The organism is Nocardia asiatica NBRC 100129 (assembly GCF_000308415.1).
Lineage (GTDB): Bacteria > Actinomycetota > Actinomycetes > Mycobacteriales > Mycobacteriaceae > Nocardia > Nocardia asiatica.
This window is the reverse complement of record NZ_BAFS01000213.1, coordinates 27,758-45,172: the sequence shown is the minus strand read 5'-3', so window position 1 is coordinate 45,172 and position 17,415 is coordinate 27,758. Positions and strand designations below refer to the sequence as shown.

At 68.3% G+C, this 17,415-nt stretch carries 16 protein-coding genes and 1 pseudogene; 10 read left to right on the top strand and 7 right to left on the bottom strand.

Translation table 11 applies throughout. From position 1 onward, the window contains the following. Positions 1-231 (bottom strand): Clp protease N-terminal domain-containing protein (locus ON27_RS21250; RefSeq protein ID WP_043730465.1); only part of this gene is annotated, 231 nt, incomplete at its 3' end. 166 nt (positions 232-397) lie between these two features. Here ON27_RS21250 and ON27_RS45405 point away from each other — a divergent pair. From ON27_RS45405 to ON27_RS21240, 3 genes are read left to right on the top strand one after another with little or no spacing between them, the layout of a single operon-like run. Further along, positions 398-1,060 carry an alpha/beta hydrolase gene (locus ON27_RS45405; RefSeq protein WP_308418023.1) on the top strand — a complete coding sequence of 221 codons (663 nt, stop codon included), beginning with the start codon at positions 398-400 and terminating at the stop codon, positions 1,058-1,060. Then, the gene (locus ON27_RS45400) at positions 951-1,382 is read left to right on the top strand and encodes an alpha/beta hydrolase fold domain-containing protein (RefSeq protein WP_083887711.1); all 432 of its coding nucleotides are present in this window, start codon (positions 951-953) and stop codon (positions 1,380-1,382) included. The genes ON27_RS45405 and ON27_RS45400 overlap by 110 nt, the downstream gene beginning before the upstream one ends. Positions 1,383-1,412: 30 nt before the next feature. Next, positions 1,413-2,003 (top strand): hypothetical protein, encoded by a 591-nt coding sequence (locus tag ON27_RS21240; RefSeq protein ID WP_043730463.1) that lies wholly within the window; start codon positions 1,413-1,415, stop codon positions 2,001-2,003. 75 nt (positions 2,004-2,078) lie between these two features. Here ON27_RS21240 and ON27_RS44840 read toward each other — a convergent pair. The 3 genes and pseudogenes from ON27_RS44840 to ON27_RS21230 all read right to left on the bottom strand — a co-directional run. Continuing rightward, a pseudogene (locus ON27_RS44840) lies at positions 2,079-2,333 on the bottom strand (erythromycin esterase family protein); the annotation flags it as partial. Continuing rightward, the gene (locus ON27_RS21235; RefSeq protein ID WP_043730505.1) at positions 2,330-3,508 is read right to left on the bottom strand and encodes a site-2 protease family protein; all 1,179 of its coding nucleotides are present in this window, start codon (positions 3,506-3,508) and stop codon (positions 2,330-2,332) included. The pseudogene ON27_RS44840 and the gene ON27_RS21235, both read right to left, overlap by 4 nt. A gap of 137 nt (positions 3,509-3,645) precedes the next feature. After that, positions 3,646-4,200: a flavodoxin domain-containing protein gene (locus ON27_RS21230; protein WP_043730460.1), complete on the bottom strand. Its 555-nt coding sequence runs from the start codon at positions 4,198-4,200 to the stop codon at positions 3,646-3,648. Positions 4,201-4,463: 263 nt separating this feature from the next. Between ON27_RS21230 and acsA the strand changes: the two genes are divergently transcribed. From acsA to ON27_RS21205, 5 genes are all read left to right on the top strand, one after another. Next, positions 4,464-6,266, top strand: coding sequence for an acetate--CoA ligase (acsA, locus tag ON27_RS21225; protein WP_043730458.1), 1,803 nt, complete (start codon positions 4,464-4,466; stop codon positions 6,264-6,266). Positions 6,267-6,343: 77 nt separating this feature from the next. Continuing rightward, on the top strand, positions 6,344-7,270 hold the full coding sequence (gene pdhA, locus ON27_RS21220) for a pyruvate dehydrogenase (acetyl-transferring) E1 component subunit alpha (protein WP_218003027.1): 927 nt from the start codon (positions 6,344-6,346) through the stop codon (positions 7,268-7,270). Next, entirely contained in the window at positions 7,264-8,235 is a 972-nt protein-coding gene (locus ON27_RS21215) for an alpha-ketoacid dehydrogenase subunit beta (protein WP_218003028.1), read from the top strand. The genes pdhA and ON27_RS21215 overlap by 7 nt, the downstream gene beginning before the upstream one ends. 1 nt (position 8,236) lies before the next feature. Continuing rightward, positions 8,237-9,739, top strand: coding sequence for a dihydrolipoamide acetyltransferase family protein (locus tag ON27_RS21210; RefSeq protein ID WP_043730453.1), 1,503 nt, complete (start codon positions 8,237-8,239; stop codon positions 9,737-9,739). 6 nt (positions 9,740-9,745) lie between these two features. After that, positions 9,746-9,997: a hypothetical protein gene (locus ON27_RS21205; protein WP_043730451.1), complete on the top strand. Its 252-nt coding sequence runs from the start codon at positions 9,746-9,748 to the stop codon at positions 9,995-9,997. 151 nt (positions 9,998-10,148) lie between these two features. On the opposite strand, the gene ON27_RS21200 is transcribed toward ON27_RS21205, so the two are convergent. Then, positions 10,149-10,727, bottom strand: a complete 579-nt coding sequence (locus ON27_RS21200) for a CBS domain-containing protein (RefSeq protein ID WP_043730448.1) — start codon at positions 10,725-10,727, stop codon at positions 10,149-10,151. 269 nt (positions 10,728-10,996) lie between these two features. Here ON27_RS21200 and ON27_RS41410 point away from each other — a divergent pair, with 269 nt between their 5' ends. After that, entirely contained in the window at positions 10,997-12,031 is a 1,035-nt protein-coding gene (locus tag ON27_RS41410) for a hypothetical protein (RefSeq protein ID WP_083887710.1), read from the top strand. Positions 12,032-12,169: 138 nt separating this feature from the next. Here the strand turns inward: ON27_RS41410 and ON27_RS21190 are convergent, their stop codons facing one another. Next, entirely contained in the window at positions 12,170-13,573 is a 1,404-nt protein-coding gene (locus ON27_RS21190; protein ID WP_083887713.1) for a wax ester/triacylglycerol synthase domain-containing protein, read from the bottom strand. 53 nt (positions 13,574-13,626) lie between these two features. Further along, positions 13,627-13,884, bottom strand: a complete 258-nt coding sequence (locus tag ON27_RS21185; protein WP_373282774.1) for an SHOCT domain-containing protein — start codon at positions 13,882-13,884, stop codon at positions 13,627-13,629. Positions 13,885-14,506: 622 nt separating this feature from the next. On the opposite strand from ON27_RS21185, the gene ON27_RS21180 reads away from it, so the two are divergent. Continuing rightward, the gene (locus ON27_RS21180; RefSeq protein WP_043730440.1) at positions 14,507-17,098 is read left to right on the top strand and encodes a cation-translocating P-type ATPase; all 2,592 of its coding nucleotides are present in this window, start codon (positions 14,507-14,509) and stop codon (positions 17,096-17,098) included. Positions 17,099-17,415: the final 317 nt, after the last annotated feature.

Genomic DNA, 17,415 nt, shown 5'->3' with positions numbered 1-17,415 from the left:
CGCGCCGGTCGCCCGGGGCAACCGGTCCACGATGTCCTGGGCCTCGCGCCGCACGACCGCCGGGTCCGTTCCGACGGCCTTGAGCAAAGGCGCGGCGATACCATCGGTCTGATCCAGCAACGCCACCAGCAAGTGCCCCGGACGAATCTCCGGATTACCCGCCGCGGACGCCGCCTGCAGAGCAGCCGTCAGAGCCGCCTGGGTCTTGGTGGTGGGATTGAACGAGTCCATGCCCACATTACTATTCGCGGAACGCGATGGTCGAAAAGAGCATTCGGTCGCGGAAACCGGCGACCAACGCCACTGACGACGCACCGGGCCGGGCGAGAACTGGGTCGGCGGATCGGGAGTGAGTAAGCTGCCGGCTGCAGTGTTCTCGCCAGGCAGGGCCGCCATCATGGAACGTCACGATTCGTCGTCCACGCGGGGCGACAGAGATGCAACGCGGGTCCGTACCCACGATCTGACACTTCGAGGCAAGCAAGGGGAGATACCCGCCCGAGACTACTTCCCGGAACAGTCGCGTGCGGGTGCCTCAGCCGTGCTGTGGTTGCACGGCGGCGGATTCGTGTGGGGGAACCTGGATCAGGCCGAATCCCACCTCGTCGCACTGCGATTGGCGGAATCCGGGCGCAGGGTGCGCACAGTCGACTACCGGCTCGCGCCCCGCTTTCCCTGGAGCCGCTCCTCCACGGTCAACCACTATCCCGCCGGGCTGGACGACGTGGTCGACGCGGGATGCGCGCTGGCGGCCGAATGCGGCGCGATCGTGGTCGGCGGCGCCAGCGCGGGCGCCTGCCTCGCCGTCACGGCCGCACAGCGGCTACCCGGTGTGGCCGGACTGCTGCTCTGCTACGGCATCTTCCACGCCGCCGCTGCCGGAGTCGGTGCGCGTGGCCGTGCGCGGGCTGGCCGGGTACCGGCAGTTGTCCCCGCCCGCCGTCCACCGGATGAACCGCAACTACGTCGGCGACGAGGACCTTCTGAACAGTGGCGCGTTCCCCGGCGGCCGGGACGTGAGCGGCTTGCCGCCCGCTCTGATGCTCGACGCCGACCATGACACTCTTCGCGCCTCGGGAGAGCGCTTCGCCGCCGAACTCGCCGCCGGTGTGCCGGTGTCGTACACGGTTGTGCCGCATTCCTGGCACGGATACCTCGATCGTGCCCAACTCAACGGATTCCGACTCGCGCGATGCGATGACAACGTGGCTGGCTGCGCGGGATTCGGGCAGGCCACGGCCACGCTAGCTCGGCCGATTCACGCTCGGCGGAGTCGAACGGTAGCGACGTCGGGTGACCTTTTTCTCTGGCCGGGTCCGCATACGCCTGATGTACTCGACAAGCGCGGGCACACAGGGCAGAGAAGGTGCGATGAAGGCTGATTCGCAGGCGCCGGACGGAACCGGAGCACCATGAATCCGGCGCTGTACTACCTGGCGTTCATCGCGACGGTTTTCGCGGTGAACCTCATGCCCGCGTTCGGTCCGCCCGGCGCGCTGGTTGTGGCGCTCCTCGGGTTGAATTGGCACCTGGAGCCGGTCGCCGTGGTCATCCTCGGTGCCTTCTCCTCAGGAGCCGGTCGCTACCTGCTGGCGGTCGTCACCAACCGTGTGCGCGACCATCTCGGCGACCACCGCAAGGCCTCTCTCGAGGCCGCCAACCGGTATGTCACCGGCCACACCGGGCGTTCTCTCGCCGGACTCGCCGTATTCGTGGTGTCACCGTTGCCGTCCGCGCAGATGTTCGAAGCGGCCGGGCTGATGGGCGTGCGATTGCTCCCGATAACCCTCGCGCACATCGCGGGCAGACTCGTCAGTTATTCGTTCTATGTCGCGGCGACCACCGTCGCAGAGCGAGAACTCGGCGACACATTCCTCGATTCGCTCACTTCACCTTTCGGAATAGCGATCCAGATCGCGCTTCTCGCCGCCGTCGTCCTGTTCGCCCGAATCGACTGGCTGAAGTATCTGCCGAAGGTGGGAGAACGCGGTCGGGAACCATGAATCGAGGATGCGGTTGAACCGCACCGATGAAGTTTCCGGAAATGGCATCCGCGGCGGGCGTGCGCGACGGCGGTCGATTCGCGGCCCGGCCGACGACTCCCCAAGTGCGAACTCCGGACTCCCGGGAACGCCGAGCTTCCGCACGATGAGTGTGTCCAGCAGTGCGCCGAGTGCGGCGGCGATTTCCCAGGCGACGGACACGCCGCCGCGAGCGAGGCCGAGCACGATCGCGTCCGGATCGCCTCGGTAGTGCTCGAGCAGCCCCGCCGGCACGCGACGGTCGCGGAAGATCGGCCGCGGTTCGTCCCGGATGACCGGTGCGGATGTCATGGCGTCCTTCCTTCGTAGATGGCCGACGGAAGACGCGGGCGCTCACCGATTCGCAGCGGCAGGCCGAGGGCGGAGCGATCACAGGCGAGGACCAGATCGGTCGAGGTGATCAGCCCGGTGAGCCTGCCGTCGGCGTCGATGACGGCGACGGCGTCCAAGTTGGGCCGTAGCACCGCCCGGGACGCGACATCGCTGAGCGGCTCGTCTTCCCGGGCGATCGCACCGGTGGGTAGCGCGCGGGCAGCGCGGCCCACCGTGGTGGTGGCGCGTGCGGGTTCGGCGACCGCGGCCAGATCGGACCAGGCCACGACAGCGGTCGGATGACCGGCGTCGTCGACGACCGGGAAGACCCGATGGCCGGTGGCCACCGCGTTCGAGTGCAGCAGCTCGGAGATCGACCATGCTGCCGGAATCGCCACCGGACGGGCGGTCATCACGTCCCGGACCTTGCTGTCGCCCAGCCGATGTCGTAGTCCGGCAACAGTGAGTTCGGCGAATGCCGCGGACTGCAGGAACCAGCCGAGCAACATCAGCCACACACCGCCGAGATGTCCGAACAGGATCAACTCGGCGAGACCGAGCATGAGCAGAACGGTGCCGAGGACCTGTCCGCTCCGCGCGGCCCAGGTCGCCGCCCGCAACCGGTCGCCGGTGCGCCACCAGATCGCGGCGCGCAACACGCGGCCACCATCGAGAGGGGCGCCGGGGAGCAGGTTGAACAACCCCAGCACCGCATTCATGACAGCCAGCCATACCAGGACAGCGGTGATCGGCCCGTCCGGGTCCGCCGCCGCACTGGCAGCGGCACCGGCGAACGCGACGAGCGCGATCGCGAGGCTGGTGACCGGTCCGGCCAATGCGATGCGCAGATCGGCCCGCGCCTCCCGCGGCTCGTCGGTCAATTCGGAAACACCACCGAGCAGCCACAGCACGATCCGTTCGACCCGAACCCCGTTGCGTCGGGCGATGAGCGAATGTGCGAGCTCATGTGCCAGTAGCGCCGCACACAGCATGACGGCACCGATGACCGCTGTCGCCCACACTACGGCCGTCGTGGCCGTGCCGGTCAGGTAAGAGCCCAGGATCCAAGTGAACAGTCCGACCGTGACCAGAGCCGACCAGTGTGCGCCGAGCCGGATGCCGGAGATCCGGCCGAGCGGAAGTGTTCGACCCATCACGCCATTCCGTCCCGCGTCGTAGTGGTAGTCCGGTCTCGAATGATCACGAGACACTTTTCCGGTGAGCGGGTCGATTCTGTGCTGTGCGGACCGCGGGTGCGAGGGGGTCGCGGTGGTAGCCCATGGGTGAGCCTTCACGGGTGGATCGTTGTGGAGCGGGGCTGCGGCAGCCGCAGACTCTGGGCGATGGTGTCCGTCCACGCGCGGACCGCCGCCCAGTCGCGCAGGTCCCCGTAGTGGCCGCCGCCCATAAGCCGGTAGAGGATACGGGCGCGCAGGGAGATGCCCGTGCGTTCGTAACGTCCTGCGAACGCGCGGTAGTCGTGTGCCGCGATGGAATCGCGCAGGGTAGCGATCTTCTTCGGTACGATGCGGCCGACGCGGCGGCCGATCGGCCCGCGCAGGGCCGGGCCGAGTCCCACACTGAACAGCCAGACGTCGCGGCGGGAGAGCTCGTCACGGTGGGTGCGCATGTAGTCGGTGGCAGCGGGCAGAAAGTCCATATTGTGCACGGCGCTACCCAGGACGAGTGTGTCGAAGCGGGACAAGTCGGGGGCATGGTCGATATCGGCGAGTTCGACTGTCGCGTCGCGGCCCGCCAGTTCGTCGCTGATGAACTCGGCGATATCGCGGGTCGATCCCTGTGCGGTCGCGTAGACGATCGCGATGCGGGGCTTTTCCTGATTCATATCGAGAAGCCTCCTCGCGCGCGTCCCGCTCGGTGAGAGGCCTCATGCCCGGGCTGGCGGGACCATGGTCACCGCCGGTTCCGCTGCTCGGCTCCGCCGTAGGCCGTCTTGTGGGGCGGGTTGGCGCTGCACAGGGCGAAGGTCCGTCATGGTGGGTACCGACCGTCATCGCCAGGGAGACGACGGAGGTCACTATTGGGGATGGTCTTTGCGCCCTCCCGGCTGGTGGGGTCTCCGTCGTTGACTGGACTGCGGAGGCAGAAATGAGAACTGTGAGCCACGGTGTGCCGACGCGCTGGGAACCGATCGAGAAGTCCCCGTCCGAGCGTGCCGGTGCGAATCTGAGCGACTATCGGACGTCGTGCCAGGCATTCGACTGGACAGCGGCGCGTTTCGACTTGTCGGGGCTGCCCGGCGGGGGAGTGAACATCGCCTACGAGGCGGTCGATCGTCACCTCACCACCCCGCTGGCCGATGCCACCGCCCTGCGAGCGCTGAGCGCTTCGGGCGAGCGCTCCATCCTGACCTACGCCGATCTCGCCACCCTGAGCAACCGATTCGCAGGGGTACTGCACGGGCTGGGTGTGCGCCCGGGCGAACGAGTGTGCGTTCTGCTGGGCCGGACGTCCGAACTGTATATCGCCGCGCTCGGCACGTGGAAGGCCGGCTGCGTGGTCCTGCCCCTGTTCTCGGCCTTCGGGCCGGAGCCGGTGCGGCAGCGACTCGCCATTGCCGAGGCCACCACCCTGATCACCACGACGGACCTCTATCGGCGTAAGGTCGCCCCGATCCGCGACGGGTTGCCGTCGCTGCGGCATGTGCTCGTCACCGACGCCGACCCGGACGCCGAGCCGGTGGACGACACCATCGACTTGTCTCTCGCCATGGTGGCCGCCGAGGCCGAATTCCCGATCGTGCGCACCGGGCCCGAGGACCCGGCACTGCTGCATTTCACCAGTGGGACCACCGGAAAGCCGAAGGGCGCGGTCCACGTGCATGGGGCGGTTCTCGCACACCGGATCACCGCCCGCTACGCCCTTGATCTACGGCCCGGCGACGTGTTCTGGTGTACCGCGGATCCGGGCTGGGTAACCGGAATGTCCTACGGGGTGATCGCACCGCTGAGCCTCGGTGCCACGCTGATCAGCGACGAGGCGGAATTCGACGCTCGACGGTGGTACCACATCCTCACCACGGAACAGGTCTCGGTGTGGTACACGGCGCCGACCGCACTGCGCATGCTGATGCGCCGAGGCGACGCATTGCCCGACGGCACCGACCTGTCGCGGCTGCGATTCGTCGCGAGCGTGGGCGAACCGTTGAATCCCGAAGTGGTCGTGTGGGGACAACGAGTGCTGGGTCGGCCGGTGCACGACAACTGGTGGCAGACCGAGACCGGCGCGATCATGATCGCCAATCTCGCCGCCGAGCAGGTGCGGCCGGGCTCGATGGGACGGCCGTTGCCCGGCATCGAGGCCACGATCCTGCGCCGCGGACCGGACGGCCGAGCGGCGGTCGTCGACGGCGGCGTTCGGGTCGCTGACACCGACGAAATCGGTGAGCTGGCACTACGGGCGGACTGGCCGTCGATGTTCCGCGGCTACTGGGGTGATCCCGACAGGTATGCGCGGGCATTCGCCGCCGGGTGGTATCTGTCCGGCGACTTGGCCCGCCGCGATGCCGACGGCTATTACTGGTTCGTCGGCCGCGCCGACGACGTGATCAAGTCGGCTGGTCACCTGGTCGGGCCGTTCGAAGTGGAAAGCGCGCTGATGGCGCATCCGGCGGTGGCGGAGGTCGGCGTGATCGGCACACCGGATCCGGTGGCCGGTGAGCTGGTGAAGGCGTTCGTGCTATTACGGCCGCAATACGCTCCGTCGGAGCGGCTTCGGGCCGATTTGCTGGCGTTCGGCCGCCGGGCGTTGGGCGCGGTGGCGCCCAAGGAGATCGCGTTCGCCGAGAGTCTGCCGCACACCCGCAGCGGCAAAGTGATGCGACGGCTGCTGAAAGCCCGCGAGCTCGGCTTGCCCGAGGGTGACGTGTCGACCCTGGAGGGCCCGCAGTGACCGCCACCGGACTGCCCGACCATGTCGGTGATCGGCGCCCCCTGGCTACCGCGGAGCGACTCGAGTTGCTGCGGCAGATGATTCGTATCCGGCGATTCGAGGAACGCTGCGTGCGTCTCTACAGCGCCGAGAAGATCCGCGGCTTCCTGCACCTGTACGTGGGCGAGGAAGCTGTCGCGGCCGGGCTGCTGCGGGAAATCGGGCCCGAGGACGCCGTGGTGTCGACCTATCGCGAACACGGGCACGCGCTGGCGCGCGGCATTCCGATGGCGGCTTTGATGGCCGAGATGTTCGGGCGTGCGTCCGGTTGCAGTGGGGGCCGGGGCGGTTCCATGCATCTGTTCGATGCCGGCCGCCGCTTCTTCGGCGGCAACGCGATCGTCGGCGGTGGGCTGCCGTTGGCGGTCGGGCTCGCTCTGGCCGACGCCTTGCGGGACCGCCCGGTGGTGACGGTGTGCCTGTTCGGTGACGGTGCCGCCGCCGAGGGCGAGTTCCACGAATGCTTGAATCTCGCCGCGTTGTGGCGGCTTCCCATCTTGTTCGCGTGTGAGAACAACCGATTCGCGATGGGTACCGCGCTGCATCGGGAGCACGCGGTCACCGATCTGGCACTGCGCGCGGCGACCTACGGATTGATGTCCTGGCCCGTCGACGGCATGGACGCGGAGGCTGTAGCGGCGGCCACCCGGCGGGCGGTGGAATCCATTCGCGGTGGCGGCGGACCCTGCTTCCTTGAATTGCGGACCTACCGGTTCCGCGCGCATTCGCTCTACGACGCCGACCGCTACCGGGACAAAGCCGAGATCGAGCGGTGGAAGGCGCGTGATCCGATTCCCCGACTGTCCGCCGAACTGCGGGCGTCGGGAGACCTGAGTGAGCAGGGCTTGTCGGCCCTCGAGGCCGCCGTCGACGCCGAACTCGACGATGCGATCGCCGCGGCCGAGTCAGGACCGCTGGAACCCGTGGCCGATCTGACCCGTCACGTGTACGCGGAGCGATCATGATCACCTACCGGGATGCGATGCGCGAAGCGCTGCGGGAAGCGTTGGATCGCGATGACCGCGTCTTCCTGATGGGTGAGGATGTCGGTGCGTACGGCGGCTGCTTCGGCGTGAGCCGCGGCCTGCTCGAGGAATACGGTCCACGCCGGATCCGGGACACCCCACTGAGCGAATCGGCGTTCGTCGGCGCGGGAATCGGTGCGGCGCTGGGCGGTATGCGGCCGATCGTCGAGGTCATGACCGGCAACTTCAGCCTGCTCGCGCTGGACCAGATCCTCAACAACGCCGCGACGTTGCGGCACATGTCGGGCGGGCAGCTCGGGGTGCCACTGGTGATCCGGATGGCGACCGGCGCGGGCCGCCAGCTCGCCGCCCAGCATTCGCACAGCCTCGAGGCCTTTTACGCGCATATTCCCGGACTGCGGGTAGTTTCACCGGCCACAGTGGCTGACGCCCGCGGGATGCTGTGGACCGCGCTGCAGGATCCGGACCCGGTTGTGATCTTCGAGCCGATCGCGCTGTACAACAGCGAGAGCGAATTGCCCCCGGACGCGGGCGCGGTCGACATCGACCGAGCAGTGCTCCGGCGGGCCGGAACCGATGTCACCGTCGTCGCCTATGGAGGCACGCTGCCGATCGCCGAGGCGGCCGCGGGGCTGCTCGCCGACGAGGGAATCGCCGCGGAAGTCATCGATCTGCGCAGCCTGCGGCCGCTGGACGACAGGACAGTGCTCGAGTCGGTAGCGCGCACGCATCGTCTGGTGATTGTCGACGAAGGGTGGCGCAGCGTCGGCATCGCGGCCGAAATCGCCGCCCGCGCGGCCGAACACGCCTACTACGACCTCGACGCCCCGGTCGTCCGGGTCTGTACCGCCGAGGTGCCGATTCCGTACGCACGCCAGTTGGAGGAGGCGGCGCTACCGCGGCCGGATGCCGTCGTCGACGCCGTCCGCAAGGCGGTGAGCTGACATGGCCGAGTTCCGGATGCCGTCACTCGGCGCCGACATGGTCGAGGGCACACTACTGCACTGGCTCGTGCACCCTGGCGATGTCGTGCACAAGGGGGACGTTGTCGCGGAGGTGGACACCACCAAGGCGGCGATCGAGGTCGAATGCTTCGATGACGGCGTCATCGCGTCCATCCTGGTCCCGGAAGGTAGCAAGGTACCGGTCGGCACCACGCTGGCGACGATCGAAACCGCCACCGAGACGCAAAACGCCGCTTCACCTCCTCGCCCTCCCAGCGAAGGCAAGGAAACGGCACCGGCCCACACAGCGGGTACGATAGGGCCCGCGAAACCCGAGCTCATTTCGGGTGCGGGAGTTTCCAGAGACAATGGTTCTCGTGCGACGCCGCTGATTCGGCGGCTGGCGGACGAAGCCGGTATCGACCTCGCGACCGTTCACGGGTCGGGGCCCGGTGGTCGCATTGTGCGCGCCGACATCGAGGGCGCGAGTTCTTCCGGCGGGCGGGCGCAACCGCGTGGTGATCGTGCCCCCACGAGCCCGGCCGACGGAGCGCCTGCCGTGGGATCGGCGGCCGCGCTCAGGGAACGAGCCGTGCCGCGGGAGGGCGTCGAATACCTTCCGGGACGAACGGATGTGGCGCGCGCCTCGGGGTACGCGCGTCGGTTGGCCGCCGAATCGGGAATCGATCTGGCGAGCGTCTCGGGTACCGGTCCGGCTGGTGCGGTGCGTGCGCGCGATGTGCATGCCACTGATGCCGACGGTGCTTCCGCCCGGGAATCTGTGCCGGGGCAGCCCTCCCGCCCGACGTCCGACGTCTTGCGCGAGGCGCGGCAACATGATCCGATCGCGGTCCGGAAGCTGATCGCGGCTGCCATGACCAGGTCGAAGCAGACCGTGCCGCATTACTACTTGTCCGCCACCATCGATATGGACACCACATCACGCTGGCTGGAGGAGACGAACCGGCAGATCCCGGTTCCAGCCCGGATCCTGGCGCCTGCCCTGCTGCTGTGCGCGACGGTGCGAGCTGCGAAGAAGGTGCCCCAGCTGAACGGGCACTGGCTCGACGAGGAGTTCCGACCGGCGTCCGCTGTCCATCTCGGGGTCGTGGTGTCGCTGCGCGGCGGCGGCATCATGGTGCCCACCATTCCCGATGCCGACACGCTCGCTCCGTCGGCGATAATGGAGGCACTGCGCGGCGTGGTCGGCAGAGCTCGCACGGCCCGGCTGCGTTCCGCTGACGCCGTTCCGGCGACCATTACGGTGACGAACCTCGGTGAGCTGGGGGTTGATTCGGTCTACGGTGTGATCGCCGCGCCACAGGTCGCGATCGTCGGATTCGGCGCCATCACCGAACGCCCCTGCGCGGTGGACGGACTTCTGGGCGTGCGTCCCCAAGTGACCGCGACCCTGTCGGCGGATCATCGCGCCAGCGACGGCGCGGTCGGCGCCCGCTTCCTCAATACGATCTCCGACCTTCTTCAGCATCCAGAGGAGTTGTGATACCCGATGCCCGGAACCCTTTCCCGTGAGACCGCCGAGGACGTCGTACGAGAATCACTGCGCGGCTTCGCCACCGACGCCGAGATCGCGGCCATCGGCCGAGACGAGTCGCTGCGCAGCACGCTGGAGCTCGACTCGATCGATTTCCAGACATTTGTCGAGCGCCTCTCGACCGCAAGCCGCCGGATCGAGGAGAGCGAATACCCTAGGCTCGCCACAATCCGGTCTTGCGTCGATTTCCTCATCGATTCGCGCTGAGCGCCTCAGCAAGCAGCTGGCCGAAGTCTGTCCGCGGCCCTGGCGCCGGGCAAGGTGAAGGTGGGCAGCGCCGGGTCAGTCGGCCACCTTGCCGCGGGGATGAGCGGAGGCGGGGCCGCGCCTTCCGGAAGACCTGGCCGTTGGCGGCCGTTCAGCGGTCGGGCGCGATCCTGGCGTCGTCTATCACCTCGACGTCGTGTACACCGTCCACGGTGCCGGCGAGGGCGGCGATAACGTGTTGTTCGCTCGGGTCGGCGAAGATGCCCCGAATGGTGACCGCTCCCTCGGCCACGTCGATGGACCACTGCCGACGGCTGCCGGCGTATTCGTCCAGCAGCACTCGAATTTTCGCCTCGAGGGTGGCGTCGTCACTGATCAGAGCGCGCAGCAGGTCGCGACGGGACACGATCCCGACGAGCAGTCCGGCCTCGACGACCGGCAGAGACCGCAGATGTCCGGCGAGCAGGCGAGAGGCGATCGTCGAGGTATCGGTGCCGGGCGTGATCACCTCCACCGGGACCGACATCACCGCTCCGACGGTGGCGCTCGCCATGCCGGGGCCGGCCCCCAGCGCGTCGGATTCGGCGAGCATGCCGATCACCCGACCCTGCTCGTCGACGACCGGCAGCGCGGCGAAACCATGTGCGGTCAGCAGCGCGGTCGCCTCGCGCAGCGGTGTCTCCGGCCGCACTGTCACCACGGGCCTGCTGAGGACGTCACGTGCGTACATCGGTATCACCTCACGGATGCGGGGGTGCGGGACGGCGATGCTGACCCTTCCGAGGGCATATGCCCAGCGTGACGGGGCGCGGGCGGGTTCGGGAGAGGCGTCCTGCCTTCGGCACGCGGGACCAACGTCCTCAGTGGCGAGGTCCGATTCCGGGTTTCGCGGAGATCACAAACGGCCGCCGGATGGTGACTTTCGCTTCTGTGGGAGCGCGTGTACGCCGCGAAAGATCGAGAGGAAGAAATCGAATCCGGTGCGCCGGGGAGGTACGCGTGACGATCACCAGGTACGAGAGACCAGGACTGGCCGCATCGGCGCTGTTGATGGCATTGCGACTGCCGGTCGGATTACAGCAGACGATCGGGGAGTTGCGGTACCGAGGGCGATCGTCCGGGCGACATATCGCCCTGCCGGTGTCGTATGTGCGGGTGGGCGACAGCGTAGTCGTCCGAGTGGCGAACGCCGCCACGAAGGCGTGGTGGCGGAACTTCCGGTCACCGCATCCGGCGTCGATCAGGATCGACGGGTTCTGGTCGACAGGTATCGGGCACGTCGTGGCGCCCGGATCGCTGGAACACGAACAGATGGAGGCGCTGTATCAGAAGGCGCATCCACGGCACCGGATCGACGTGGATGATCCGTACGTGGTGATCGTCCTAGGTGCGGAGAAGACGACGCCGTCGCGCCGGGAGCTGAGCCGTCGCTGGTTCGTCGCGGTCACCGCTGGTGAGACTCTCGGCTTCGCCGCACCGGCTGCGGCGGGTGCGCTGACCGTCGACTCGGCGCCTGGCGTGATCGCGGCCGCACTGCTGATCGCGGCCACGATCGAAGGCGGCGTGCTCGCCTTTTCCCAGAGTCGCGTACTGCGCTGGTTGTTGCACGGATTCCCGACCCGCGACTGGATCATGGCCACGGCGGCCGGTGCGCTCGCCGCGTGGACCGTCGGCCTGGTGCCGGTTCTCTACGGAGACCGATTGGGCAATTGGCCGGCCGCGGTCCAGGTGCCGGTGGTCGCCGCGGGGGCGCTTGTGATGGTGTTCGCGATCGGCGTCGCTCAGTGGTATGTGTTACGGCGCTGGTCGGATCGTGCGGTGCTGTGGATCTGGGGCAACGCGGTCGGCTGGATCGCGGGGCTGGCCGCCTTCACCACGGTCACGACCCCGTTGTGGCGGGCAGGGCAGTCGGCGATGGTCACGGCCGTGATCGGGGCGTTGGGAGGCATTGTGATGGCCGCGGTAGTGGCGGCGACGACCGGGATGTTCCTCGTGCGCATCCTTGTGCCCGGGCATACACCGGCTTCCTTGTGACCGCGTCGGAGCACTCACCTCGGCGGATACGGCGGGGCCGCCAGATCTCGAACCGAATCGCTCCGGTCCGCACCCCTGTCACACTGGTCGGAACGGCCAGGCCGAAGAGTGCTACCGCCGCGATCCGGTGACAACCGATCACACGGTTGTCGAGCGGGGTGCTTCGGCGTCCAGGTCGGCGCCCCCCTCTGATGCGCCCTCGGCGCCGAGACGAAGCACGGTGGCGAAACCATCGGCGAGGCAGTCGGTCAAGATCGCGATGTCGGGAATCGCGGCGGTATCGGCGTTGATCGCGACGTAGCAGGTTCCGGCATGCGAGGTCAGGGTGACGTTGACGGCCGTGCCGATGGTGGGACCGAAAGCGTACATCCGGTCGATCCGCGCCCCGGCGATATAGAGCGGCACCGGGGAACCCGGGACGTTGGACGCGAGGAAGTCGATATGTTTGAGCATCTCGGTGAGCAGTCCGGCAGGCAGCCGGTTGAACGCCGCGGCGACGGCGCCGGACAACGGTATCGCCGGCTCGCGCCGCCAACCGGCGACCGCGGCGGCCACGGCGCGCATCGAGTCCGCGGTGTCCGGGATGTCGGCCGGCAACGCGAAACGAGCGAGAGTGATCCGATTGCCGCCGAGCGGATCATCGGCTGTGCGAAGGCTGATCGGCATGGTTACCCGCAACTGGTCGACGCTCGCCCCGTGTCGATCGTGGTACCTGCGCAGCCCGATGACCAACGCGGTCAGGAACGCGTCGTTCATCGTGCAGCCGACCACCCGCGCGGCACGGCGCAGCTGCTCGACGGGAGCGTCCAGTACTGCCAGCCGGCGACCGAGACTGCGCTCTGTCATCACCGGCGACAGCGTCGTGGTGACGGGTTGGGCCAAGCGGAACAACGAGGTCGCCAGCGCGGCACCATCGCGCGCCGCCCGCGCGGGATGAGTGACAGCCCGCCACGCGGTCCGCGGCGTGACCCGCACACCGCCGCGAACAAGATGCGAGCCGACCGACCAGTTCCACGCCACGATGTCGCGGAACGCGCCATCGTGGTCCTGCGGCGGCTCGGCCGGATGGCCGCGATCGGTGCCCGCCCGATCGAAATCCAGCAGCGCCGTGGCGATCTGAATACCGCCGATGCCATCGGTGAGGCTGTGATGCACCGTCATCACCAGCGCGCATCCCGCGCCGTCCAAGCCGCTGAGCAAGGTCGAGCGCCAGAGTGGCCGGGCCGGATCGAACGCGGTCATCGCCTCGGTTCGGGCGAATTCGAGTACCGCGGAGAGGTCCGCCGGTGCCGGCAGCGCGGAACGGCGCAGGTGCCAGGACAGGTCGAAATCCGAATCGAGCACCCACCGCGGCGGGGCGAGACCGAACGGCACGGTGACCAGCCGATGCCGCAACCTCGGCACGATGCGAGTGCCGCGATCGATCGTCTCGACCAAACGTTCCCAGTCCGGATCGGTGTCGAGAATCATGACCGAGACGATCGTCGAGCGCAGCGCCGGATCACGTTCCATGTTCCAGGAGAACAGGTCCGATTGAGACATGTGGGATTCGCGAGTGGCCATCGCCTGCTGCCTTCGAACCATGCCGGTACGCCTCAGGTGGATGTGGCGCTGTCGAGGGTTTTCAATCGCCGGGTGTATTCCTCGTCATCGATCTCGCCACGGGCGTAACGATCGGCGAGCACCTGCTGCGGAGTGGGCCCATGTGGCACCGTGGGCCGCCCCTGCGAGGGGGCCGCGGTGTAGCGGACCAGTGCCACGATGCCGGCGATGACCAGCACCCAGAAGATCACCATGCCGATGGCCATCAGGCCATATCCCCATCCGGTCATTCCGTTGCCGTACCAGAACATCACCGCAGTCTCTCCTTCACTTCGGGTGTTCGGTTCCTTCACTGTGCGCGCCGCACACCAACCGGGATACGGCCGAACAGCACTATCCGGCGGGACGAGAGTCATCTGTCACCAGTCGTGGCCGCAAGCGCGACCCGGTCGCCCCGGCAGCCGGTTCGAAGCCGACCTTGCCCAACAACCCCGCGAACCTTGTGACCTGGGTTTTCCTGTCGACGCTGCCGAGACGCTGTTTCCGCCGAACGCGGAAAGGGGCGAAGGTCCTGGTGTTCTCCTGCTTTCGCCCCGCGCGACGGCGTGCGAGGCGAGGCAGACTCGGATCGGAGGACCGCCACACGCGCTGGTGGTCGACGCTGTCGCGGCACGAAAGATGCAACAGGTATGGCTGCTGGTGAAGTTATCGCGGTCGTAGTCGTCGGCGTCGTGGTCGCCGCGGCGTTGTGTATGGTCGCGCTCCTGACCGCGGTCTGGTGGACGCGCCGCCATCCCGATCACCGTCACCGGAAGACCCATCGCAGGATCGGTGCGTAGATGATCGCCCAGTGGATGTGCTCATGAGCGAGCGAACGATGGACAAGGCCGCGATCGCGGCCTTGTCGGAGCCGCGCGCCGGCAAGGCACGGGCATGAACGCCGTCGATCTGGTTACCGGACGGCGCGGCCTGACCGCCGCCGAAGTGGCCCGCCGACAGGAGCTGGAGGGTCGCAACGCGCTACCCGTGCGGCGCGCGACTCCGGCTTGGCGGCGGTTCGCGGGTGAGATGGTGCATTTCTTCGCCCTGCTGTTCTGGGTGGCCGGCGCGCTGGCGTTCGTAGCCGGGATGCCGCAGTTGGGCGTCGCGGTGTTCGTCGTGGTGGTGCTGAACGGGGTTTTCGCATTCGTGCAGGAGCAGCGGGCCGAGCATGCCGCCGAGCGGTTGCGCAACCTGCTGCCTCGCAAAGTCACCGTGGTGCGCGACGCGGCCGTCGTTCAGGTGCCCGCCGATCAACTCGTCACCGACGACGTGGTCTTGCTCGCCGAGGGCGACCGCGTCTCGGCGGACCTGCGCCTGGATCGGGTGCATGCGCTGGCAGTGGACACCTCGGCGCTCACCGGCGAAAGCGTGCCTGAACATCCCAGCACGGGCGACGGGGTGTACGCGGGCTGTTTCATCGTCGAAGGCGAAGCCCAGGCAACTGTGGTGGCGATCGGGGAGCGGACCCGGCTGGCCGGCATCGCGAAACTGACCCAGGCGCAGCGACCGGCGCTCACTCCACTGCGGCGGGAACTCGATCGGATCTCGCGGATCATCGCCGCCGTCGCGATCGTCGTGGGTGTCGTGTTCTTCTCGCTGGCGCTGCTGGTCGGTACCCCCGCCTCCGACGGGTTCCTGTTCGCCGTCGGCGTCACCGTGGCCGTCGTGCCCTGCGGGCTGCTGCCGACCGTCACGCTGTCGCTGGCCATGGGCGCGCAGCGGATGGCCGAACGACATGCGCTGGTTCGCCATCTCGAGGCCGTGGAGACGCTCGGCTCCACCACGCTGATCTGCACCGACAAGACCGGAACCCTCACCCAGAACGAGATGTCGGTGGTCGAGGTCTGGATGCCGGGCGGGGCGGCGACGATCTCCGGCGACGGCTACCAACCGACCGGCGAGGTGGCCTGCACGCCGACGGATGGGCTGGCTTCGCTGCGGGAGCTGGCTCGGGCGGCCCGCCGCTGCTCCTCGGGGCGAGCGGCGCACCGAGATGGGGAGTGGATCGCGCAGGGCGATCCGATGGAGGCGGCATTGGACGTCCTCGCCCGTCGAGCCGGTGTCGATGAGGACGCCGGTACGCATCCCGAACGCGCCCGATTCCCCTTCGACGCGCGGCGGCGCCGAATGTCGGTCGTCGTCGACGACCGTGTACTCGTCAAAGGCGCACCTGATGCGATCTTCTCCCGCTGCCTGCCGCAACCGCGGGCGACCGACGCGCTGCACCGGCTGGCCGGGCGGGGGTTGCGGGTGATCGCGGTGGCCGCCCGGCAGCTCACCGGCCCCCTGCCCACGACGGCGGACGAGGCGGAAGCCGAACTGACTCTGCTGGGGCTGGTCGCACTGGAGGATCCGCCGCGCCGGGGAGCGGCCGCCGCGCTGGCCGCATGCCGCCGCGCCGGTATCCAGGTCGTCATGATCACCGGCGACCATCCGGAGACCGCCCGCGCGATCGCCCGTGAGGTAGGTCTGGGCGGCCCTGGAACCCCGGTGTACACCGGTCACGAACTGCCCGGTACGCCGGAGGCTTTAGGGGAGTTGCTGGACCGGGACGCCGCCGTTGTCGCACGGGTGACCCCGGAGGACAAACTCCGCATCGCTCGAGCCCTGCAAGCGCGTGGACACGTCGTCGCGATGACCGGTGACGGCGTCAACGACGCTCCCGCGCTGCGCGAGGCCGCGATCGGCGTCGCCATGGGCAAGTCGGGAACCGACGTGGCGCGTGAGGCGTCGGATCTGGTGCTGCTCGACGACGATTTCGGCACCATCGTGGCCGCCGTCGAACAGGGAAGGGCCACGTTCGCCAACATCCGCCGGTTCCTCACCTACCATCTCACCGACAACGTCGCCGAACTGGCCCCGTTCGTGGTCTGGGCATTGTCCGGTGGGACATTCCCGCTCGCCATCGGCGTGCTGCAGGTGCTGGCCCTCGACATCGGCACCGATGTGCTGCCCGCGCTGGCGCTCGGCGCCGAACCGCCGGCACCGCACGTGCTCGAGCGGCCCCCGGCGCGCGGGCATCTGCTCGACCGCAAGCTGTTCGCACGGGCGTTCGGCGTTCTGGGTCCGGTGGAGGCGGCGATCGGTCTGGCGGTGTTCGTCGTCTCGTTCCTGGCCGTCGGCTGGCGACCGGGCGAGCCCTTCCCGACCGGGCCCGTGTTGGCGGCGAGTTCCGGCGCTGTCTTCACCGCGATCGTCTTCGGGCAGGTGGCGAACGCTTTCGCCTGCCGCAGCACGATCCGGCCGGTGTGGCGGATACCGCTGAGCGCCAATCGGCTGCTGCTGTCGGCCGTCCTCGCCGAGATCGGCATGCTGGCCGCATTCCTGTACATCCCACCGCTCGCCCACCTGCTCGACCAGTCCGGCCCGACCGTAACCGGCGCACTGGCCGCGCTGGCCGCTGTACCCGCTGTTCTGGCGGCCGACGCTCTACAGAAACACTTCTCGCGGCCGGGCGGTGCCCGGGTCGGTGCTCCGGCCTAGCGATTCGAGATCGAGGAGGCTCCATGAACAAAGGCAGCGGTGCGGCGACGATTTCGTGAGGCAATCCTCAGGGCTCTGATCGGTGCGGTGCGGTGCGGTGCGGTGCGGTGCGGCCGGGCTGATCGCACGTCCGTTCAGCGAGGCGGTCGCCGATGCTGTGGCTCGCGGCCATAGCGGTCGCGACCGGGCCATCGGCAGTCCGGGTCATCTTCGACGCTGGATTCTGTTCAGGGACCGGAGTCCTCGGAGGAAGGACCGTAGGCCCTACTGCTCGGCGCGGGCGCCGCGTGGAATCGAAGAGTCATCAACCACTCTCT